General features: G+C 63.2%; 20 protein-coding genes. 16 read left to right on the forward strand and 4 right to left on the reverse strand.

What is annotated here, in order from left to right:
• Window positions 1-115 precede the first annotated feature (115 nt).
• The 9 genes from GXY33_17460 (at window position 116) to GXY33_17500 (ending at window position 9349) form a co-directional block, all read left to right on the forward strand.
• Complete coding sequence (locus GXY33_17460) at window positions 116-904, forward strand: DUF502 domain-containing protein (protein ID NLX06928.1); 789 nt, start codon at window positions 116-118, stop codon at window positions 902-904.
• A gap of 49 nt (window positions 905-953) precedes the next feature.
• Window positions 954-1277: a ribosome-associated translation inhibitor RaiA gene (gene raiA, locus GXY33_17465; protein NLX06929.1), complete on the forward strand. Its 324-nt coding sequence runs from the start codon at window positions 954-956 to the stop codon at window positions 1275-1277.
• A gap of 194 nt (window positions 1278-1471) precedes the next feature.
• Window positions 1472-1942, forward strand: coding sequence for a PTS sugar transporter subunit IIA (locus tag GXY33_17470; protein NLX06930.1), 471 nt, complete (start codon window positions 1472-1474; stop codon window positions 1940-1942).
• Window positions 1943-2066: 124 nt separating this feature from the next.
• Window positions 2067-2354, forward strand: coding sequence for an HPr family phosphocarrier protein (locus GXY33_17475; protein ID NLX06931.1), 288 nt, complete (start codon window positions 2067-2069; stop codon window positions 2352-2354).
• Window positions 2355-2430: 76 nt separating this feature from the next.
• On the forward strand, window positions 2431-4170 hold the full coding sequence (ptsP, locus tag GXY33_17480) for a phosphoenolpyruvate--protein phosphotransferase (protein NLX06932.1): 1740 nt from the start codon (window positions 2431-2433) through the stop codon (window positions 4168-4170).
• Between the two features lie 69 nt (window positions 4171-4239).
• A complete protein-coding gene (locus GXY33_17485) occupies window positions 4240-4929 on the forward strand; it encodes a DUF2344 domain-containing protein (GenBank protein NLX06933.1) in 690 nt (229 codons plus the stop codon).
• 75 nt (window positions 4930-5004) lie between these two features.
• On the forward strand, window positions 5005-6708 hold the full coding sequence (locus GXY33_17490; GenBank protein NLX06934.1) for an Rne/Rng family ribonuclease: 1704 nt from the start codon (window positions 5005-5007) through the stop codon (window positions 6706-6708).
• On the forward strand, window positions 6705-7433 hold the full coding sequence (locus GXY33_17495) for a CPBP family intramembrane metalloprotease (GenBank protein ID NLX06935.1): 729 nt from the start codon (window positions 6705-6707) through the stop codon (window positions 7431-7433). Before GXY33_17490 ends, GXY33_17495 begins: the two co-directional genes overlap by 4 nt.
• A gap of 152 nt (window positions 7434-7585) precedes the next feature.
• Window positions 7586-9349 carry a formate--tetrahydrofolate ligase gene (locus GXY33_17500; GenBank protein ID NLX06936.1) on the forward strand — a complete coding sequence of 588 codons (1764 nt, stop codon included), beginning with the start codon at window positions 7586-7588 and terminating at the stop codon, window positions 9347-9349.
• A gap of 65 nt (window positions 9350-9414) precedes the next feature.
• Here GXY33_17500 and nikR read toward each other — a convergent pair whose 3' ends face one another.
• The gene (nikR, locus tag GXY33_17505) at window positions 9415-9849 is read right to left on the reverse strand and encodes a nickel-responsive transcriptional regulator NikR (GenBank protein NLX06937.1); all 435 of its coding nucleotides are present in this window, start codon (window positions 9847-9849) and stop codon (window positions 9415-9417) included.
• A 237-nt stretch (window positions 9850-10086) separates the two neighbouring features.
• Here nikR and GXY33_17510 point away from each other — a divergent pair, with 237 nt between their 5' ends.
• The 7 genes from GXY33_17510 to GXY33_17540 all read left to right on the forward strand — a co-directional run bounded on the left by GXY33_17510 (window position 10087) and on the right by GXY33_17540 (window position 19618).
• Complete coding sequence (locus GXY33_17510; GenBank protein ID NLX06938.1) at window positions 10087-11076, forward strand: PEP-CTERM sorting domain-containing protein; 990 nt, start codon at window positions 10087-10089, stop codon at window positions 11074-11076.
• 2 nt (window positions 11077-11078) lie between these two features.
• Window positions 11079-11720 carry a type II secretion system protein gene (locus GXY33_17515; protein NLX06939.1) on the forward strand — a complete coding sequence of 214 codons (642 nt, stop codon included), beginning with the start codon at window positions 11079-11081 and terminating at the stop codon, window positions 11718-11720.
• Window positions 11721-11727: 7 nt separating this feature from the next.
• Window positions 11728-12591 carry a zinc ABC transporter substrate-binding protein gene (locus tag GXY33_17520; GenBank protein ID NLX06940.1) on the forward strand — a complete coding sequence of 288 codons (864 nt, stop codon included), beginning with the start codon at window positions 11728-11730 and terminating at the stop codon, window positions 12589-12591.
• A 147-nt stretch (window positions 12592-12738) separates the two neighbouring features.
• Window positions 12739-14634 carry a DUF3108 domain-containing protein gene (locus GXY33_17525; protein NLX06941.1) on the forward strand — a complete coding sequence of 632 codons (1896 nt, stop codon included), beginning with the start codon at window positions 12739-12741 and terminating at the stop codon, window positions 14632-14634.
• A gap of 29 nt (window positions 14635-14663) precedes the next feature.
• Window positions 14664-16634: a hypothetical protein gene (locus GXY33_17530; GenBank protein ID NLX06942.1), complete on the forward strand. Its 1971-nt coding sequence runs from the start codon at window positions 14664-14666 to the stop codon at window positions 16632-16634.
• On the forward strand, window positions 16631-17326 hold the full coding sequence (locus tag GXY33_17535) for a response regulator transcription factor (protein NLX06943.1): 696 nt from the start codon (window positions 16631-16633) through the stop codon (window positions 17324-17326). The genes GXY33_17530 and GXY33_17535 overlap by 4 nt, the downstream gene beginning before the upstream one ends.
• A 678-nt stretch (window positions 17327-18004) precedes the next feature.
• Window positions 18005-19618, forward strand: a complete 1614-nt coding sequence (locus GXY33_17540; protein NLX06944.1) for a DNA topoisomerase VI subunit B — start codon at window positions 18005-18007, stop codon at window positions 19616-19618.
• A 244-nt stretch (window positions 19619-19862) separates the two neighbouring features.
• Here the strand turns inward: GXY33_17540 and GXY33_17545 are convergent, their stop codons facing one another.
• The 3 genes from GXY33_17545 to GXY33_17555 all read right to left on the reverse strand — a co-directional run.
• Window positions 19863-20102: a DUF86 domain-containing protein gene (locus tag GXY33_17545; GenBank protein NLX06945.1), complete on the reverse strand. Its 240-nt coding sequence runs from the start codon at window positions 20100-20102 to the stop codon at window positions 19863-19865.
• Window positions 20103-20159: 57 nt separating this feature from the next.
• A complete protein-coding gene (locus GXY33_17550) occupies window positions 20160-20465 on the reverse strand; it encodes a nucleotidyltransferase family protein (GenBank protein ID NLX06946.1) in 306 nt (101 codons plus the stop codon).
• Between the two features lie 168 nt (window positions 20466-20633).
• Window positions 20634-21223: hypothetical protein (locus GXY33_17555; GenBank protein NLX06947.1), on the reverse strand; the 590-nt coding region annotated here is incomplete at its 5' end.

Here is a 21223-nt window from a genome sequence, read left to right on the forward strand (position 1 = left end):
GATGGTTCGTTTTCTGTTGACGGACAAGGGGGAACGGCATACACTTTGCATTGTTCCGAAAGGAAGACTTTTTCCCGGCCGATCACAGTCCGGAGGCGTATAAGCATATACTATTATGAAGAATGACAAGAGCCTGATTGCGGTTTCGAAGCGGCTGTTCTTTCAGGGGCTGGCTGCGCTGCTGCCGACCCTCATTACAATTGTTATTTTAGTAAAGTTATTTTCATTTGTAAATGACAACTTCGGTCGTCACATCGGCCGGGGCCTGACGTACAGCGCAGCGTGGGCGTTTCCGCATCTGATCGTGAGCGCGGATGAGGGGCTTAACGCGGAACAGAGCAGCCAACGGGTCGAGGCCCTGGCGAACAGTTGGCAGATGTCGTTGGTCGGCTTTCTGGTCGCCATCGTGCTGGTGTGCGTCCTTGGTTTTCTGTTGGCCAGCTTCATCGGTCGACGGCTATGGCGTTCGCTGGAAACCACGCTGGTGCAGTTGCCGGTCATCAAGCAGATTTACCCGTACGTCAAGCAGGTCACGGACTACGTGTTCGGCGAGCGGCGGGTGGAGTTTTCGCAGGTGGTCGCGGTGCAGTATCCGCGCGTCGGGATCTGGTCGATCGGGTTCGTGACGGGCCCGGGCATGCGGGCCATCAGGGAGTCCGAGGGTGAAGAATTTGTATCGGTATTCGTGCCGTCGAGTCCCACGCCGGTGACCGGATACGTGATCACAGTGCCGCGGAAAGACACGGTCGATCTGCCGATCACAATCGATCAGGCTTTCCGGTTCATCATCAGCGGCGGGGTGATCACGCCGGACGTCAAGCTTCCGACGCGGGAGGAGTCGAGCCGGGATTCGGACATTCAGGAGAGTCAGCCGGTGATGGCGGACCGGGCCGAGCGGGCCTAGCCGCGTTGTCAAATGGAACCACGGGTCACCTATTGTAGGAGGAATGCCGGTGCAGGTGAGCATTGTTGGACGACATATGGACGTGCCGGAGAGTTTCAAGGAATACGCTGAGACCAAGCTGGCCAAGCTTCCGCGGGTCTTTGACCGGGTGATGATGATCGAGGTGATCCTGGAGGGCCAGGCCTCGCAGAAATCCGTGGAGATTCTGGTTTCGGCCGCTGGGCACAGCGACTTCGTGGCCCGCGAGGAGGGCGATGACGTGTTTGCCTGCTTCGACCTGTGCCACGACAAGATCGATCATCAGCTTCGTCGATACAAGGAGAAGATTCGCAATCGCAAGCACCCGGAACGGCCCGGAGCGGGCGGAAGCTAGAGAGTCTCCGCCCGAGTTGATCGCGCCGAGCGACCCAAGGATCGATAAAAGTCGGCCGGATTAGGTTTGCCTTGCGGCGCAGGCTCTGTTTAACTGGTGATTAAGGTTCGCCCAACGGGAACCGAAATGAATGATGCGGCACCGCACGGCAAGAGCTTGGCGGCCCGCAATCCAGCGATAGTGAGGATTTGTAAATGAAACTTGCGGACATTGTGGCGAAGGATGCGATTATCGCCGATCTCCAGGCTCAGGATCGAGACGGCATCATCAAGGAGATGGTGGAAAAGCTGGTGGCGGCAGGAAAGATCAGCCAGGAGCATGCGGGGGACATCATCAAGTCGATCGTCAAGCGGGAGAAGCAGGGCAGCACGGGGTTTGGCAAAGGCGTGGCGGTTCCGCACGTCAAGCACGAGTCGATCAAGTCGCTGGTGGCGGGCATCGGCCGCAGCGGTTCCGGGATCGATTTTGCCGCGCTGGATCGCGCCCCGGTCTACATTGTGGTGCTGCTGCTGAGTCCGCAGGACCGTCCGGAAGAGCATCTCCAGGCGATGGAGACGATTTTCCGCCATCTTCAGCGGGACACATTCCGCAAGTTCCTGCGCCAGGCCCAGACGGTGGACCAGATTTACGACCTGGTGAAGGAAGCGGAGGAGATCGCGGCCTGAACGGCGGCGCAAAAGCCGAGGAATCGCGGTGCGGGAATCGGAACGGGACATCTCGGATCAGAGGTTTTCCGGGTCAGGACGCAGCGACGGGGAGATGCCGGTGAACTTGACCAAAAGCGGATCGATGAACAAGGAAAAGGACAACCAGGTTGTCGGGCGGGTGCGGATCATCAACAAGATGGGTCTGCACGCCCGACCGGCCATGCAGATGGTGGACCTCTCAAACAAGTTTTCGAGTCGGATCCGCATCTGCAAAGACCGTCAGTGCGTCAACGCCAAGAGCATCATGGAACTTCTGCTGCTGGCGGCGTGCGACGGAACGGAATTGACGATCCAGGCGGAAGGCCCGGATGCGGCGGACGCGGTGGACGCCCTGACCAAGCTGGTGGAGAGCAAGTTTGACGAGGAGTAGGACGCACCTTCGACGCGGCCGCGTCGGCCGAGGCAGGGCGACCGGCGCCTCATTCAACGGAATTTTCTTTTAGGCCATGGATATCAAGAAAGGTGTTGCGGTTTCTCCCGGAGTGGCGATCGCCGCGGCGGTGGTGCTGGACACGCAGGAATACCGCGTGTCCCAGCGGCGGATCGCCCCAGGCGATGCGCCCAAGGAACTGGAACTGCTGCACCAATCGATCGAGAAATCGATCCAGGAACTTCGGGACCTGCGTGCGCAGGTGGCCCAGAAGCACGGCGAGGAGACGGCCAGCATCTTCGATTTCCACCTGGCGATCCTGCAGGATACGCACGTTCGCCAGCGGATGGAGCAGTCGATCCTGGAGGAATTCTCCTCGGCCAGCCACGCGGTCAGCGTCGAGATGCGCCGCCACGTCAAGGACTTCCTGGAGATCAAGGACCAGTACTTCAGCGAACGGGTCAAAGACGTCTACGACGTGATGAAGCGTCTTCAGCGGCACCTGGTCGGCGGCCGCAAGGAGGACCTCGGCAAGATCTCGCACGAGTCGATCGTGATCGCCCACGACCTGACCCCGTCTCAGACGGCCAGCCTCGACCGGCGTTACGTCCAGGCGTTCGCCACCGACATGGGCGGCATGACCAGCCACACCGCGATCGTGGCCCGGGCGTTGGGCATTCCGGCGGTGGTCGGCCTCAACGACATCACCGCCGCCGCCACCGCGGGCGATACGATCATCGTGGACGGCAACCGCGGCGTGGTGATCGTCAACCCCGACGAGCAGACCCTCGAACAGGTCCGCCAGCAGCAGGAGGAGTTCATCCGCCTGGAACACGACCTGGTCGAGATGCGCCATCTGCCGGCGGTGACCCGGGACGACGTGCGAATCCGCCTGCTGGGCAATATCGAGTTTCCCTACGAGGTCGAAGAGTGCATCGCGCACGGGGCCGAAGGCATCGGGCTCTACCGGACCGAGTTCCTCTACCTGAGCCGGGAAAAGGAACCGACCGAAGAGGACCACTACGAGGCGTACGTCAGAGTCCTCGAGACGGCGGGCGAGCGCGAAGTGACCATTCGGACGCTGGACCTCGGAGCGGACAAGTACACGCAGGAGCGCAGCCGGGAACCGGAGCGCAACCCGTTCCTCGGATGCCGGTCCATCCGGTTCTGTCTCCAGAACCAGCACGTGTTCAAGCCGCAGTTGCGGGCCCTGCTGCGGGCGTCGGTGGTCGGCAACATGAAGATCATGTTCCCGCTGATCACCAACCTGATGGAGCTTCGCCAGGCCAAGATGATTCTCAACGACGTGGTCGAGGACCTGGAGGAGGAGGGCATCGACTTCCGGCGGGACATTCCGCTGGGCGTGATGATCGAGACTCCGGCGGCGGCGTTGAAGGTGGCGCAACTGGCCCGCGAGGTGGACTTCTTCAGCATCGGGACCAACGACCTGGTCCAGTACACGCTGGCGGTCGATCGGGCCAACGAGCGGGTGGCCGGGTTGTACAGCCCGACGGACCCGGCGGTGATTCGGATGATCCGCGACGTGATCCGCCAGGCCCAACGGCTGGGCGTGGACGTCTCGCTGTGCGGCGAGATGGCGGGCCAGCCCGAGTACGCCCTGCTGCTGTTGGGATTGGGGCTTCGGAATTTCTCGATGACTTCGCGATCGATTCCGGAGATCAAGAAGATCGTTCGCTCGACGACGATGGAGCACGCCCAGTCGATCGCGCGTCGGGTCATGCGGTTTGAGACGGACCGGCAGGTGACCAACTATCTGCGCGAGGAGGCCCGCAAGCTTCTGCCGGGGCTTTTCTGACCGCGCCGGAGGCCTGGGCGGTCAGATGGGCGCACAGACGGAATTGACAGGATCAGGGACGGTCGGGCAATGACAAACGAGGGCGGATCAGCCGCTGGAGTCCGGATCGCCTACGGCGAGTTCTCGCTGGGCGGTCCGTTGCGGTTCCTCTCGCACCAGGAGTTGATGGACTGCTTTTCGAGGGCGCTGGTTCGCAGCGGATCGCCGGTGGCCTTTTCGAAGGGGTTTAACCCCCGGCCGAAGGTGAGCCTGCCGCTGCCGCGTTCGGTGGGCATGGCGTGCGAGACGGACCTGGTGCGGATGGAGTTGGAGGGCGAGGCGGATCCGGAGGCGTTGCAGGATCGCTTGGCCGGCGCGTTGCCGGAGGGCATGACGCTGCGGCGGGTCTGGATCACGGCGTCGAAGACCTTTCCACAGGTCGAGGCGGTGGAGTGGGAAATCGACGTAACGGGCCTGGCGACGGAGGCTTTAGAGGCGCGTTGCCGGGAAGTGATGGCGGCCGAGCGGTGGCCCATCGAGCGGAAGTCGCCCAAGATGGATCGCCCGGCGCCGTTGGACCTTCGCCGATTTGTGCTGGACCTTCGGCTGGAGGACGGACGGTTGCGGGCGCGACTGGCGGTCGGCCCGGAAGGGAGCCTGCGGCCCGGCGAACTGGCCGAGGCCTTGGGTCTGGATGCGGCGTTGGGAACGTCGCGGATCACCCGGACCGCCATCGAGTGGAAAAACAAGGAATTCTTTGACATGCAGCGGGTCGCGTAGGTCAAGGCTTCGGGACGGATCGGACCTTCGGGTCGGCCGTCGGGCCTTGCCGGCGCGAACGGAACGGAGGACGTTTTGAGCAAGTTAATGCTGATCAATTTCATACGCGGCGAGGAGTGCCGGATCGCCGTGCTCGAGGACAGCCGCCTCGAGGAGCTTTTTACCGAGCGGGCTTCAGCAAGCTCGTACGTGGGCAACATCTACAAGGGCCGGGTGACGAACGTCGAGCCGAGCATCCAGGCCGCGTTCATCGACTTCGGGTTCGAGAAGAACGGGTTTCTGCACATCTCGGACCTGCATCCCCAGCACTTTCCCAAGAGCGAGGGCGACGCCAAGGAGCGCGTGGGCAAGAAGACGCCGCGGCGCGACCGGCCGCCCATCCAGCACTGCCTGCGGCGCGGCCAGGATGTGATCGTCCAGGTGACCAAGGAAGGCATCGGCAGCAAGGGCCCGACCCTCACGACCTACCTGAGCATTCCCGGCCGGTACCTGGTGATGATGCCGGGCATGAACCGCCTGGGCGTCTCGCGGAAGATCGAGGACGAGGAGCTGCGCAAGAAGATGCGCAAGGCGGTGGCCGACCTGAACCCGCCGTCGAGCATGGGCTTTATCATCCGGACCGCGGGGATGGACCGCAGCAAGCGCGAGCTGCAGCGGGACCTGAACTACCTGGTGCGGTTGTGGAAGGTGGTGCAGAACCGCCTGCGGAGCGCCAAGGCCCCTTGCGAGCTCTACCAGGAGTCCGACATCGTCACGCGGACGATCCGCGACGTGTACACGCCGGACATCGAGAAGATCGTGGTCGACGACGAGGAGATCGCGGCGAAGGTCCGCGATTTTCTGAGCATCGTGATGCCGCGGCACCAGGACCGCGTGACCATCTACGACGGCAAGGTGCCGCTGTTCCACAAGTACGGCCTGGAGGACCAGATCGCCCAGATCAACAACCGCCGCGTGGAGCTGCGCAGCGGCGGGTTCCTGGTGATCGATCAGACCGAAGCGCTGGTGGCCATCGACGTCAACAGCGGCAAGTTCCGCGAGCCGGCCGATCCGGAGCTGATGGCTTTGGAGATCAACCTCGAAGCGGTCAAGGAGTTGACCCGCCAGCTTCGCCTTCGCGACATGGGCGGGGTGGTGGTGATCGACTTTATCGACATGCGGATGGACCGGCACTGCCGCGAGGTCGAGCGCCATCTGCGCGATGAGATGAAGAAGGACCGGGCCAAGAGCAAGACGCTGCGGATGAGCCAGTTCGGCATCATCGAGCTGACCCGCCAGCGGATGCGCAAGTCGCTGGAGCGGTCGATTTCGCAGGACTGCCCGCACTGCGACGGATCGGGACAGGTTCGCACCGTTGAGTCGGTGGGCCTGGACGTGATGCGGATGGTCCAGTTGGCCATGTTCAACCAGCAGGTCTCGCAGGTGAAGGTCAAGGCCGCGCCCAAGGTGTGCGAGTACCTGCAGAACCGCCGGCGGCGGGCCCTGGTGCAACTGGAGGAGGAGACGGGCAAGCGGGTGGAACTGCTGATCGATCCGGCCATCCGGTCGGACCGCTATGAGATCGTCTGCTTTGACGAACGGCAGAACGAGGTGAACATTCTGACGATCGCGGAGGCGGCCAAGGAGCTTCAGGAGAAGCGCGCGCCGCGCCGGCGGCATCGGCGGCGCGACAAGCACGTGCACGAGGAGCCGACGGTGGTCGAGGAGATGCAGAGCGAGATCGACGAGATCAAAGAGAGCGCCACGTCGAACGGGACGGAAGGAGCACCGGGTAAGTGACGCGAGCGGGCCGAGCGGCGGTCGGCTATCTGCGGCAGTGGATGGGGCATTTCGGCGCCCTGCTGACCTACCGCAACACGGTGATCTGCACCATGACGGTGTGCCTGGCGGCGATCGTATCGTACTACCAGGCCCCCTACTTCTGGGGACTCGGCGCCAAATGGCGGCCGTACCTGGTTCCGATGACCGAATTGTTCCACGCGGGCGTCTACGTGCTGCTGCCGCTGGCGACGCTGCCGTTGTTGCGCGAGCGGGACCGGTTGGGCGTGCGGTGGGGCAACTGGCGGGTGTGGGTGGTGGACGTGGCGGTGGCGTACGCGGTGATCGCGGCGCTGATCGTGGTGTTCGGGCGGGGCGAGGACTTTCGGCGGATGTATCCGCAGTACAAGCCCGCGGGGGAATTCCTGAGCGTGTTCCTGTGGTTCCAAGCGGCCCAGTTGGCGTACTTCGTCGGCTGGGAGTTCCTGTTCCGCGGCTACATGCTGTTCGGCACAAAAAAGGAACTGGGCCCGCAGGTGGCGGTGATCCTGCAAGTGCTGCCGTTCGCCATTCTGCACTTGCGAAAGCCCGAATTGGAGGCGATCGGCTCGATTCTGGCCGGATTCTACCTGGGGGTGCTGGCCCTGCGGGCCAACAGCGTGCTGCCGTGCGCGATTCTTCACTTTTTGGCTGCCTGCACCATGGACGTCTGGGCGGTCATACAGAACCGCCTGGACGGGATCTGACCTTTCTCGCGTAAAGACATGAAGCCGAGCAGGATTAACCTTGACGAATTATATACGAAATGGATAAATTAGGGCGGTGGAGGCAGTGCCGTGCCGTCACGTACTGAGATCTAACACGTTGGTTGATCGTCATTTATAGATGAGGGACGACCATGAAGCTTGACCCGACGGTGATGAAGGACTGGCAGATCGCGGAGACCGCTGAGGAGCGGATCAAGGGGATCGAGCAGCTCGCCGAGGAGACGGGGCTGTCCGGCGACGAACTGATCCCCATGGGCCGCAACCTGGCCAAGGTGGATTACATGAAGGTGCTCGAACGGCTGGGCGAGCGGCCTTCGGCGCGGTACGTCGACGTGACCGCGATCACGCCGACGCCGTTGGGCGAGGGCAAGACGACGACCACGATCGGGCTGGTCCAGGGTCTCGGCAAATTGGGCAAGAAGGTGGTAGGCGCGATCCGCCAGCCCAGCGGCGGGCCGACGTTCAATATCAAGGGCTCAGCGGCGGGCGGCGGGCTCTCGCAGTGCATCCCGCTCACGCCGTTTTCGATCCGCCTGACCGGCGATATCGACTCGGTGACCAACGCCCACAACCTGGCGATGGTGGCGTTGACCTCGCGGATGCAGCACGAACAGAATTACGACGACGCGCGGCTGGCCAAGAGCGGCCTAAAGCGTCTCGATATCGACCCGAACCGGGTGGGCATGAAGTGGGCGATCGACTTCTGCGCCCAGGCCCTGCGCAACATCACCATCGGCAAGGGCGGCAAGATGGACGGGCTGGAAATGGAATCGGGATTCCAGATCTCGGTCTCCAGCGAGGTCATGGCGATTCTGGCCGTCTCGAAGAACCTGGCCGACATGCGCGAGCGGATGGGTAAAATCGTGGTGGCCCACAGCCGCCAAGGCAAGGAGGTCACCGCCGGCGATCTGGAGGTGGACGGGGCGATGACGGCGTGGATGGCCGACGCGATCAACCCGAACCTGCTGCAGACGATCGAAGGCCAGCCCGTGTTCGTCCACGCCGGGCCGTTCGCCAACATCGCGATCGGGCAAAGCTCGATTATCGCCGACGAGTTGGGCGTCAAGCTGGGCGAGTATCACGTGACCGAAAGCGGCTTCGGAGCGGACATCGGGTTCGAAAAGTTCTGGAACCTCAAGTGCCGCATGTCGGGCCTTCGGCCGAACGCGGTGGTAATCGTGGCCACCATCCGGGCCCTGAAGATGCATGGCGGCGGGCCGACGGTCAAGCCGGGCATTCCGCTTGACGAGGTCTACAGGACCGAAAACCTGGAGCTGCTGGAAAAAGGCTGCGAAAACCTGATCGCGCACATCGAGACGGTCCGCAAGAGCGGCGTGCGTCCGGTGGTGTGCATCAACAGCTTCTATACCGATACCACGGCGGAGATCGCGCTGGTCCGCAGGATCGCCGAGGGGCACGGGGCGTTCGCCGCGGTTTCGGAGCACTGGCTGCGAGGCGGCGAAGGGGCGCGGGAACTGGCGGAGGCGGTGATCGCCGCGGCCGAGGAGAGGAACGGCTTCAAGTTCCTCTACGAGCTTGAGACGCCGCTTCGCCAGCGCATCGAGTTGATCGCCAAAGAGGTCTACGGGGCCAAGGGCGTGACGTATTCCGATCAGGCGCTGGAGAAGGCCAAGGCGTTCGAGGCCGACCCGGCGTCGCGGAAGCTGGGCACCTGCATGGTCAAGACGCACCTGTCGCTCTCGCACGATCCGGACATCAAGGGCCGGCCGCGGGATTGGGAGCTGCCGATCCGCGACATCCTGGTCTACCACGGCGCGGGTTTCGTCGTGCCGGTGGCGGGCGATATCAAGCTGATGCCGGGCACAGCGTCGGACCCGGCGTTCCGGCACATCGACGTGGACGTCAAGACGGGCAAGGTGCAGGGGCTGTTCTAGGCAAAGCGCCTGTCAGCGTCAAAGCCCCCTGCTCTCTCACGGTCACGGCTCTGTTCAGAGTCGCGTCAGTGGGAGTGGGCGTGGGCGTGAAGCTGCTTGCCGGTGGTGCCGGCGGCGAGTTCGGCGTGCAGGACCCCCTTCTCACGGGCCATGCGGTCGGCCAGCGACCTGATCTCGTGGGCCTTGCCGCGGACCATGATCATCTCGGCGCAGAGGTGTTCGTCGAGGTGAACATGGGTGGTGGCCAGGACCTTGCCGGCAAACTGGTGCTGTTGAGCGGTGAGGCGTTCGGTCAGGCCGCGGGCGTGATGGTCGTAGATCAGGGAGATCGTGCCGATCAGGACCTGGTCGCGGTCCCACTCCTGCTCGACGATCCGGTGGCGGATCAGATCGCGGACGAACTCCGAGCGGTTGCCGTACTGGCTCTGCGAGGTGAGCTTCTCCAAGCGGTCGAAGAGCGGTTTTTCGAGCGAGACGGTAAAGCGGACCACGTCGGACATGGCAACTCCTTTCGACGGCGACGGGCTTCGATCCCACAAGCCATTTTAGAGCAAGGGATTGCGCACTTCCAGAGGGGCGGCGTTTTTTTCCGGAAGATCGCGGAGAACGGACTTTACAGGCCGGGCGGCCCCTGGTAATATTTCGGCTACGTTCGTAATACTGCGGCGGCGTAGCCGCGGGGTTCGGGCGGGAAGGTACTCGGCCTTCGCAAGGGTCCAACCGAGAGGGAGAGAGACATGAGACGGGCAACTGGGATTCTGATGTGCGCGTGCCTGGCCGGCCTGCCGTCGATTGCAGCGGCGGAGACTCATTGGGACCTCCAGGCGACGGATTCGATGGGCGCCTCGACATGGAGCGGCTCGCATCCGTTCGTGCTGACGGGCACCATCCTGAACAACCCCGAGGACATGCTGGACGCAACGGCAAATTTCGTGCCGTGGGACGGTGGTGCAGGCCAGGGCCAGATGGGTGGGGAATGGCAGCTCTTCATTCAGGCCGACGAGACAGGCGACCGAGGCGGAACCGCGCTGTGGATGGGGCAGAACTATGGCAACCTGCCGTGGAATCACAGCAGCGATCTTGGTTACAGCAACACGGCATGGGAAGAAGAGATGCTGCGGCTGAACTACGACCCGGACACCGGCCATCGGTTCCGTCAGGGTGACCGGGTGACGGTGACGGCGAACTACTCAGCGTTCTACGGCGGCAAGCGAAACGTCAACGAAGGCCACAGCAAGGACACGGGGATGAACTTCAGCGTCACTCTGCTGGAGGCGGGGGCGGGTCTGCCTGAGCCGGAGAGCATCGACTTGACGGACCTGTTGGCGGACACGAGCGGCGCGGGTTACGATCCGAACTTCCCCATGTTCGACGCCTCGCGGCAGACCGGAGCCGAGCACTACCAGGGAGTGTATGTTCACCTGAGCAACCTGCTGATGGATGACAGTTCCGGTTGGGGGGGAACGGCGTGGGGCGAGCGGCTGTGCACAGTCAAAGACGAAGCGGGAAACCTCCTGAACCTGCGGATGCCGCTGTACGATCTTGGCGAGGTTCCGACCGGGTCGTTCGACGCATTCGGAATCATCAACCAGGAAAGCGGAATGGCGGAAGACGGACGCTTTGGCTATGAGTTGTTTGTGATGCAGATCACCCCGGAGCCGGCGTCGGCGCTCCTGCTGATTACGGGCGTCTTGGGATGGGTTGGAGCAAGGCGAAGGAACAAGTAGGTATGGCAACACCGAGACGGGCCGCCTTCACGCTGCTGGAGCTTCTGGTGTCCGTGGCGGTGATGGCGGCCCTGTCGGCTTTGACATGCATGGCGGTCGGCAGCGCGCGGGAGCGGGCGCGGGCGATCAAGGTACACGCTGAGCTGTACGGGCTTGGCGTGGCGCTGGAGGCCTACGGGATAGACTGCGGCGGCTGCTTTCCGCCGGTGCGGGTCAACTGCAACAGCGATATGCAGGACCACTGGTGCCAGCTTCCGATGGAACTGGCGGACGGCCGATACATACCGCCGGGCCCTGGAGGCGGGCTGAGCGCGACGCTGGTGGACGAGTTCAATCCGGGCCATACGTACAAGTACGCCGCGCCCGGTCCGATGCTGCTGAACGGGACGCCAGCGGGGAATTACCAGGTGTGGATTCCCGATGACGTTCCACTCTGCGAGTCGGCGCAGGGACGCTACTACTACAACCCGCAGACGACCCCGGTGCGCTGGATGGTCTGGAGCACCGGCCCACATCCGAAGAGCGAGAAGAGCTGCCACGAACGCGCGCCGATGGCGGCTGCCTCGTGGTACCGAGGGGCGGGCGACGAGGGCGTGCTCGTCCGCTTCCGCGACGCCCAGACGTGTCAGTTCAAGAGCCCGTAGAGACAAGATGATGGTGTCATTGAAACGCTTGTTGCTGGTGTTGGCGATCCCGACTCTGCTGGTGGACGGATGCGGGAAGGGCCGCGCGGAATCGGATCTGCCGACAGAGGTGGCTGCAACCAACTCATACCTGGAGTGCGTGGCGAGGGATCTGCTGGATGAAGGCGCGCCGGTAGTCCAGTTGAGCAGCCCCGGCATGTGTCCCGGGCATTTCGACCTGAGTCCCAGCCAGGCCCAGCAGCTTCAGACCTCGCGGCTGCTGTTTCGGTTTGAGTTTCAGACCGCTTTGGACGCGCGGGTGAGCGATCTGGTGGAGGCGGGGCTTCGCATCTGTCCCGTTCGCGCGGAGGGCGGATTGTGTTGCCCTGCCACATACGCGGCTGCGTGCCGCCAGGCCGCCGACGCCCTGGTCAAGGCGGGCCTGCTGCCCGAGACGCGGGTGCAGCCGCGGCTGGAGCGGATCGCCCGGCGCATGGCTGAGCTGGAGCAGCGGTGTCGCCGCCAAATCCAAGACGCCGGTCTGGCCGGTCGGCCGGTGGTCTGCAGCGTGCATCAGGAGGCATTCTGCCGGTGGCTTGGGCTGGAGGTGGTCGGCACGTTCAAAGCCGCCGACGTCGAGGCCCTTGGCACAATGGCGAAGGTCATCGAGAACGGGCGTGACGGCGGCGCGTCGCTGGTGATCGCGAACCGCTCGGAGGGACGCCGTTTGGCCGACGGGGTCGGATCGTGGCTGGCGGCGGAGGTGGTCGTGTTCGGCAACTTTCCGGACTCCGCGATCGGCCAGCGAACGTTCGACGACTTGGTCGACGCCAACGTCGAGGCGCTGATCGCAGCAGCTGAACCGGCTGCTTCAACCCAGCCGGCGGAGTAGCCGTCCGCCTGAGGAATCCCGCCTCCGAAAAAACTCCCCAAAAAGGACCACACCGGTACTGCGCCGTCACAAATCGGTAACATCCGTCCCCTACAATCGCCGTGGCGTCGATGGGACAAAATGGTACTATGGTGATGGAGGCAGATCATGAAACGAATCGGATTACTGATGGTCGCGGCGATGTTGGGCCTCAGCGGGCCCGTCCGGGCCGAGGCGCCTTCGGTGCTGCTGGAGAAGGCGATCTACGCCGAGCAGACCGAGGGCAACCTGGACGATGCGATCCGGCTCTACGAGCAGGTCATCGCCGAAGCCGAGACCAACCGCCAGCACGCCGCTGAGGCGTACTACCGGTTGGGCTCGTGCTACCTGCAGAAGGGCGAGAAGGAAAAGGCGGCCAGGACGCTGCGGGAACTGCTCGCCAAGTACTCGGATCAGCCCGGCCCAGCGGCCAAGGCGCGGCGAATGCTGGCCAAACTGCCGCCGGTCGGCGATCGACCGCTGGTGCTTGGCACCTCGCCGGAGGCGTTCGCCAATAACGTGTCACCCGATCTGGACAAGATCACGGTCACGTTCGACCGGCCGATGCAGGATGGAGGCTGGTCGTGGACGGGCGACGGCGAGACGTTTCCCAAAGCCACCGGCGGACCCCGTTACGACAGCAGGAGAATGACCTGTGTGCTGCCGGTCAAGCTCGAACCCGGCAGGGTCTACTGGGTCGGCATCAACAGCCCGAGCCTTCGGAACTTCAGGAGCGAGAGCGGTCAACCGGTCTTGCCGTATGTCATCCTCTTCGCAACGGCAACGGCCGACGGCCAGCCCACAACCATTCCGGACGATCTGACGGCCGAGGCAGAGACAATCAATTCACAGGCAGGACCGCTGGCGACGTCCCAGCCGGCGACGCTTGAGCTTCAACCGGCGCCTTGGCCGAAGAGCGAGGTCATGCGCCTGAGGTTGGTCACGCCGGCGGGAATGGAAGTGGGCGAGCAGATTTGGACGGTGCAGGCGGACAAGGCGGACGACGTGGAGGCATGGCGGATCGAATCCCGCATGACCATTCCGGTCAATAACGCGTGGCAATTCACGCAGGTGTTAACCCGGCAGGATACCTTCGCTCCGATCACCGGCGTGACGCGGCATCAGGGCGGCGAGTTTGATGCCCGGTACGGCAAGAACGCGGTCGAACTGACGACGACAATGAAGGACAACCTGACCAGCCGGACGATGGACATCGACCGGAAGGTGTTCGACAACGAGCAGGCGATCTACGTGATCCGCCGCATGCCGCTCGCCGAAGGCTACAACGGTTCGTTCTGGATCTTCCCGGTGCAGAGCAGCGTGGTGGTCGAATGCCGCATCAATGTGACGGGAAAGGAGACGATCAAGACGCCGGCGGGCGAGTTTGAGTGCTTTGCGCTAGAGCTGCGCGTGTTTGCCGGGAATACTTGCGCGTTGACTCATCGGCTGTGGATATCGACGGACCAGCACAGGTACCTGGTCAAGTACGATGCGGACACGGTGGTCATGGAACTGGTCGAAGCCGGTCCGTGGGTAAAACAGCCGACGACGTACACCAATCGCGAAGTGGGCGCAGCGGTCACGGTTCCGACCGGCTGGTTCGTCTACGAGAACCAGACCCCTCTGCCGTACAAGTTCATGCTGTATCTGCTCTCGCCGGAGATGAAGGTCTGGTCGGTGCTGGCGGCGACGGAGTTGTCGTTGGCTGAGGCCACGCCCAAGGAGGTGGCCGACGGCGATATCCAGGTCCTTAAGGGCTACTTCAAGGGCTACACCGTTCGCGAGGGCAGTTGGGCCGACGTGACGGTGGCGGGCCGGCCGGCGATCCGCTTCGTCGCCGATTACCAAGACGACGGCCGGACGATGGTCGAGGAGCGGACCTACATTCTCGGCGAATCGATGGTATACTGGTTCGTGTTCCGAGTCGAAAAAGCACTCTTCGATCAGCACAAGCCGGTGTTCGAGAAGATCGTCAGCAGCTTGGACCTCAAGCCGGCAGCGGCCGCGACGCCAGACGGCCAGTGAGGCGAGGCGGTTCGTCCTGTAGGTAGCGGATGATGTTTCGACGACGCAGACAACCGGACGGTGGACGCGGCCACGAGATCTGGCCGATCTTCGGCCTGCTCCTGGCGGCAGTGGTCGTGTCCACCGTCTGCGTCTTGTGGTTCATGGGCCAGGCGATGCGCAACGAGAGCCTGGCCGTCCGGCAGCAGGTGACCGAGTGGCATCGTACCCGGCTGGATGAGGCGGCGGGACGCGTGCGGCGGATATTCTCAGCGGATGGAGCGATGGGCGCACCTCTGGCGGCGGGCGGGCCACAGGAGGCCGCTGAGATCTTTGAACGGGAAATCCGGTCCGGCAAGGCGCAAGGGCTGATCCTCTACGACAAGGACGGGCACCGCATTTGCCCGTTACCGATCGCGGAAGAGCCGGGATTCGAATCGCCGGCGTGGACGGAGGCTGGGCGGATTGAGCATCAAGAGCACGACCCGGTCTCAGCGGCGAAGCTCTATGCCGCCATCGCACAGGATTCGGCGGCCGTGGATGAAACAGCGGCGGCCCTGCTGGCCCAGGCGCGGTGCCTGATCAAATCCGGCCAGAACGGCCGGGCGATCGAAACGCTGACGAAACTGACGGACGATCCAGCCTTCGCCGAAGCGCGAAACGGCGATGGGCGGCTGATGGCGCCCAACGCCATGCTGCTGACGCTGGAGTTGGTGCGGCGGATTGGACAGACCGCCCCGTCGGCCAACCTGCTCGAAGAGCGCCTGCGGCGAAGCCTCGCCGCTCGGATCGAGGACTACAGCGGACCGTGCATGCCGTCATCGCAGCGGCTGATGCTGATGGCCCGCCTGCGTGAGATGTATCCGAATCATCAGGAATTTGCGACCGAACAGGCTGAGGCCCTGGTCCAGGCGTATCTTGACGCGGCGACGTCTCCTCCATCGGCCGGCGTGCTGTGCCCTACCCCCCTTCCGGAGGTCTGGCAGTTCGCCTCAGCCGACGGTAGAAGCCTGCGGCTCTTCGATGCGCGGACAATCTACCAGTCGATCCGGGAGCAACTGCCGACGGATGACGGCGAAATAACGATCCTGGCCCCGGGCCGAGCGGCTGAGGGCCAACCGTTCCTCATCACGACTGTGGGCGAGACGATGCCCGAATGGCGGCTGGCTCTGATGCTCGATGAAGCCGAGCTTTTCGCCGCCGCGGTCCAGCGCCGGCAGGCGTCCTACCTGTGGAGCGCGATCCTGGTGATCCTGGTGATCGCGGCGCTGGCGGCGCTGATCGGCCGGCACCTGCTGCGCCAGGTGCGGCTGGCCCGGCTCAAGAACGATTTCGTGGCGACGGTCTCGCACGAGCTTAAGACGCCGCTGGCCTCGATGCGTCTGCTGGTCGATACGCTGCTGGAAGGGCGCTGTCGCGATCAGAGCCAAGTGCGCGAGTATCTGGAATTGCTGGCTCGCGAGAATGTCCGGCTCAGCCGGTTAATCGACAACTTCCTGACTTTCTCGCGAATGGAGCGGAACAAACGGACCTTCGAGTTCGTCAACGTCCAGCCGGCGGAACTGGTCGAAGAGGCGGCGGCCAGCGTCAAGGAACGCTTCGAGGCGTCAGGCCATCGACTCGAGGTGGACGTGGCCGACGGCCTGCCGCCAGTGACGGTGGATTGCGACGCAATGCTCACCGTACTGCTGAACCTGCTGGACAACGCCTGCAAGTACAGCGGCGACGGTCGGCGGATCGGCCTGCGGGCCTACGCCGACAACGGGCAGGTGCTCTTCGAAGTCAGCGACGACGGGATCGGCATGTCGAAACGGGAGACCAAGCGGGTCTTCGAGCGGTTCTATCAGGTCGATCAGACTCTCTCGCGCCGGGCCGGCGGATGCGGGCTGGGGCTGAGCATCGTCAAATTCATCGTCGATGCCCACAGCGGCTCGATCGACGTGAGGAGCGAACCGGGCAAAGGCAGCACCTTCACCGTCCGGCTGCCATCGGACGGCCAGCGGAGACACTGCGAATCATGAGCGGCGAAACGGTTCTGATCGTCGAGGACGACCCGACCATGCGGCGGGGCTTGAAGGACAACTTCGAGTTCAAGGGCTTCCACGTGCTCACCGCCGCCGACGGCGAAAAAGGACTCGACGCCGCATTGAGCGCCAAGCCGGATCTGCTGATCCTCGATATCATGCTGCCGAAGGTCAACGGCTACGAGATCTGCCGGGCCGTTCGCGACGAAGGGCTGGAGATGCCGATCATCATGCTGACCGCCAAGGGCCAGGAGTCCGACGTGGTGCTCGGGCTGAACCTCGGCGCCGATGACTACGTGACCAAGCCGTTCAGCATCAACGAACTGCTGGCCCGGGCCAATGCGTTCCTGCGCCGCCGGCGCGACTCGCAGCCGGCCGAATTCCGATTTGGAGCGTTCGTCCTCGACCTCAACTCGCACAGGCTGCTGCGCGATGGACGCGAGGTGGAGACTACGCCGAAGGAGTTTGCCCTTCTGGCCATGCTGACCCGCCGTCCCGGACGGGCGTTCACCCGCGACGAGATCATCAGCACGGTCTGGGGCTACGAGGTGTTGGTCACCGGCCGCAGCGTCGACCGCTGCGTGGCCACGTTGCGCAAGAAGATCGAACCGGACCCGGCTAACCCGACTTGGATCCGGACCGTCCGCGATATCGGCTACCGCTTCGAAACGCCGCAGGAGCCGGTCTGAGCACCTGTAATGTGGCACGGCCTCGGAGGCTATGGTCGACGACCAGAATGGCGTACCGCATCCTAAGCTCCCTGACGGGCAAGCCCACTTTTTACCATCTGCGTCAGTAAGCTGCATTGAGTAATTATAAAAATATGTCATGAGGGGCGACCAGAAGAGACATTCTGTTTCTACAGTTATCGGTCCAAGCTCCAGTCGAAACCGGGCGTTTGACGACAATAGAATGTGGCGCGGAATGTGCATTTTCCGTGGATAGAACGGCCTGCGGCAGCTAAAATTAGGGTTAATAGTTCAGTTTGTGGAGTCTCGTTGAAAATATCACACTAGATTTGTCATAGGCGGAAAGGAAAGGTTGGCGCCAGGATGGCAAAGACAACCCAGAGCAAGAAGGCAGAAAAGGCAGCGAAAAAGAAAGAAACGGTGAAGCGGCGGGTCAGTAAACCCAAGACCGAGGACAGCCTCTTTGCGGACCTTGAAGAGCAGGATCAGGCAACGGCGGTGGCGGTTGAAGAAGCCCCGATCGATGAGCCGGTGGTCGAAGAGCCACTGATCGAAGAGCCGGAGGAGGAAGCGGTCGAAGCCGCTCCGAAAGGAAAGAAGCGTAAGTCCGATAAATCGGCGGGCGAGGCCCCGGCCAAGCGGAAGAAGCTGCCGGCCCCCTACGCGACGGCTGAGACGATGGCCCAGCGTCAGCGGGAGATCTCGGTCTCCGAGTTCTTCGCCAAGAACCGGCACCTGCTGGGCTTCGACAATCCGCGCAAGGCCCTGCTGACCACGATCAAGGAGGCGGCGGACAACTCGCTGGACGCCTGCGAAGAGGCGGGCATTCTGCCGTGGATCGAGGTAACGGCCAAGCAACTGGCTGAGGACCGATTCGAGGTGACGGTCGAGGACAACGGGCCGGGCATCGTCAAACAGCAGATTCCCAACATTTTCGGCAAGCTGCTGTACGGCTCGAAGTTCCATCACCTCAAGATGTCCCGCGGCCAGCAGGGAATCGGCATCTCAGCAGCGGGCATGTACGGTTTGCTCACCACGGGCAAGCCGCTCCGCGTGACCAGCCGGACCTCAGCCAAGAAGCCCGCCCACTACTACGAATTACAGATCGATACTCAAAAGAACCGGCCGGACATCATCAAGGAAGAGGAGGTCGAGTTCGCCCAGGAACACGGCACGAAGGTTACCATTGAGCTGGAGGCCCGCTACCAGCGAGGGCGAACCAGCATCGATGAGTACCTGCGCCAGACCGCGATCGCCAACCCGCACGTGCACCTGCGCTACCTCACGCCGGACGGCGAACTGATCGAGTTCAAGCGGACGGTCGAGGAACTGCCGAACCAGCCCAAGGCGATCAAGCCGCACCCGTACGGCGTCGAGCTGGGCGTGCTGATCAAGATGCTGCACACCACCGAAGAGAAGACCCTCAGCGGGTTTCTGACCGGCGATTTTTCGCGGGTTTCGCCCAACGTGGCCCAGGAAATCGCCAAGGCGGCCAAGCTTGGCGTGCGTAGCCGGCCGTCGCAGATCGGACGGGGCGAGGCCGACCGGCTCTTCCAGGCGATCAAACAGGTCAAGATCAAAGCGCCCTCCACCGACTGCGTCGTGCCGATCGGCGAAGAGTGTCTGCTGGCAAGCCTCCAGTCGGTGGTCAAAGCCGATTTCTACGCAGCCGCCACCCGTCCGCCGGCGGTCTATCGCGGCAATCCCTTCATCATTGAAGCCGCTTTGGCCTACGGCAAACCGGTCGAAAACGCCAACGACGGCGGACCGGTCGAGGAAGAGGAACTGGAACTCGGCAAAGGCGACGGGCAGATCGAGATCGGCGAAGAGGACGAGAGCGAACTGATCAAGCTCTTTCGGTTCGCCAATCGCGTGCCGCTACTCTACCAGCAGTCGGCCTGCGCCACGCACCGGGCCACCGTCCAGACCAACTGGCGGAACTACGGCCTCAGCCAATCGCGCGGGGCCCTGCCGACCGGACCGGTGGTGATGATCATCCACGTCGCCTCGGTGTGGGTGCCGTTCACCAGCGAATCGAAAGAGGCGGTCGCCCACTATCCCGAGATCATCAAGGAGATCAAGCTGGCGATCCAGGACTGCGGCCGCAAGCTCGCCCGCTACCTCCGCCGCGAGAAGCGCGTGCGGGACGAACTCAAGAAGCGGTCCTACATCGAGAAGTACATCCCGCACATCGGAATCGCCCTCCAGCAGATCCTCGGCCTGACCCAGCCCAAGACCGACAAGGTGGTCGAAGAACTCAAGGACATCCTGGAAAAGTCCCGGACGCTGTAGGGGCTGGGCGCGACCTTCGGCATTTCCAGGTCCACCGGAAAGGGAATACATCTGCAGAGCGTGCCCTGGTCGCTCCTCCGTCACGGCGACCATCGGCACCTGTTGCGGTGCCCCCAAGAGTCTATCCTTCCCTCGATCCGGCGTGTCAGCGGACCAGAGTGATTACGTGTGACCGCAATAGTTTACCCCTCGGTCTGCGGCGGCTCCGGAGGAATGGGCGGGATCATCGGCTGAAGTGACTTGATCAGGTCAGGAATGCTGGCGGATGCGACTTCCCACAGACGTTCCTGCTTGATTTCGCCGTCTCATGAGCCAGAACATTACGCAGACCAATGATCCGTCGCCAAGGCACCTCCGGATGCGATTCACGGAACACGGGCGAGACGCGCCGTGCCGCTTCGCCGATGATCTCCAAGCTCCGCTCCACCGCCAACTGAAGCTTCCGATCGTCCATGTACTGCGCGAATGGCACGGCGTGCATCATCTCCCAATGGTGACAGCCGACTCCAGCATGTCCCAGAGGTACGCGGCGTCACGATCCTCACGCCGCATAGATGACCTCCTTGCCGGCCAGGATCGACTGCCGCCGGAACGGATCACGGATCGTGTCCTGCTCCACAAGATGCACGGGACGGCCGAAGAGCTCGTGCAGCTCAGCCTCCATGTCCACAAGGTCGAACAGGCTCCAAGTCGCTTCGGCAGCGAAGGTCACCAGGACATCGACGTCGCTTTCGGGTCCGAACCGCTCCGTCAACACCGACCCGAACAGCGCCAATTCCCGCACTCGCCACCTTCGGCAGAAGTCGGCGACATGCTCCGTCGGAATCTCGACTCGGCTTTGCACCATCGGCGCTCTTTCCTGATCTTGTGGCAAACGCACTACACCGGCTTACCAACGATCGTATATCCGAACCCGTTCTCCGCGCCAAATGCGAGATGGGGCAAGGGCCTGTGCGTCTCGCGGCGCCCTGCCGGCCGGAAAAGCGAGCACGCGTCCGTAGGCAACTCCAGAACTCTATCCGATCCGAATCTCCGCCCAGACCAGCTTGTACTCCTGCTCGCCGGTCGCCCTGATTTCGACCACGTTGTAGCCGTCGTGCAGCGTCGCCGGATCGATCTCGAAACCGGCGAGGGTCTTGACGCACGGGTGGACCTTCGGCGGTTTGACGTCGGTGGGTGCCAGCCGCTGCGTGTTGAGCCGCCCTTCGAGGCCCGAGGCGTCCAGCTCGCCGCCTTGGCCCAGCCCAATCCAGGCCTGGGCGCGGCTGGCGGTCGGCCTGGGACCGATGTGAATGCGGAATGCGGCGGTGCGGTTCTTTGCCGCGCGGGCGGGCAGGGCCTGCGGCTGCGGTTGGCCCGGCGCCCAGGTGTCAGCGAAGCTGACCACATGCCGCCGCGGATGGGCGGTGGCCGTTTCCAGGCAGCCGCAATGATTCAGTATCTGACGATAGTCATCCGCATCGTCCACTGTGGTCTGTGAGTCCATGTAGTTGAACAGGTAGACCCGATCCGCCCCACGATGCAGGAACGAAGCCGCCGTCCCACGGGCGGTCTCAGCGGTGTGCAGGAACCGCCCGTCGGCGAACGATTCGGGCGAGGGCATCA

This window comes from Phycisphaerae bacterium (assembly GCA_012729815.1).
Classification (GTDB): domain Bacteria; phylum Planctomycetota; class Phycisphaerae; order JAAYCJ01; family JAAYCJ01; genus JAAYCJ01.

Bases quoted from the DNA above. Each gene is read 5' to 3' on its own strand.
- GXY33_17460 (NLX06928.1), top strand. From the start codon at position 116: ATGAAGAATGACAAGAGCCTGATTGCGGTTTCGAAGCGGCTGTTCTTT.
- GXY33_17470 (NLX06930.1), top strand. From the start codon at position 1,472: ATGAAACTTGCGGACATTGTGGCGAAGGATGCGATTATCGCCGATCTC.
- GXY33_17475 (NLX06931.1), top strand. From the start codon at position 2,067: ATGAACAAGGAAAAGGACAACCAGGTTGTCGGGCGGGTGCGGATCATC.
- ptsP (NLX06932.1), top strand. From the start codon at position 2,431: ATGGATATCAAGAAAGGTGTTGCGGTTTCTCCCGGAGTGGCGATCGCC.
- GXY33_17485 (NLX06933.1), top strand. From the start codon at position 4,240: ATGACAAACGAGGGCGGATCAGCCGCTGGAGTCCGGATCGCCTACGGC.
- GXY33_17500 (NLX06936.1), top strand. From the start codon at position 7,586: ATGAAGCTTGACCCGACGGTGATGAAGGACTGGCAGATCGCGGAGACC.
- nikR (NLX06937.1), bottom strand. From the start codon at position 9,849: ATGTCCGACGTGGTCCGCTTTACCGTCTCGCTCGAAAAACCGCTCTTC.
- GXY33_17510 (NLX06938.1), top strand. From the start codon at position 10,087: ATGAGACGGGCAACTGGGATTCTGATGTGCGCGTGCCTGGCCGGCCTG.
- GXY33_17515 (NLX06939.1), top strand. From the start codon at position 11,079: ATGGCAACACCGAGACGGGCCGCCTTCACGCTGCTGGAGCTTCTGGTG.
- GXY33_17520 (NLX06940.1), top strand. From the start codon at position 11,728: ATGATGGTGTCATTGAAACGCTTGTTGCTGGTGTTGGCGATCCCGACT.
- GXY33_17525 (NLX06941.1), top strand. From the start codon at position 12,739: ATGAAACGAATCGGATTACTGATGGTCGCGGCGATGTTGGGCCTCAGC.
- GXY33_17530 (NLX06942.1), top strand. From the start codon at position 14,664: ATGATGTTTCGACGACGCAGACAACCGGACGGTGGACGCGGCCACGAG.
- GXY33_17535 (NLX06943.1), top strand. From the start codon at position 16,631: ATGAGCGGCGAAACGGTTCTGATCGTCGAGGACGACCCGACCATGCGG.
- GXY33_17540 (NLX06944.1), top strand. From the start codon at position 18,005: ATGGCCCAGCGTCAGCGGGAGATCTCGGTCTCCGAGTTCTTCGCCAAG.
- GXY33_17545 (NLX06945.1), bottom strand. From the start codon at position 20,102: ATGATGCACGCCGTGCCATTCGCGCAGTACATGGACGATCGGAAGCTT.
- GXY33_17550 (NLX06946.1), bottom strand. From the start codon at position 20,465: ATGGTGCAAAGCCGAGTCGAGATTCCGACGGAGCATGTCGCCGACTTC.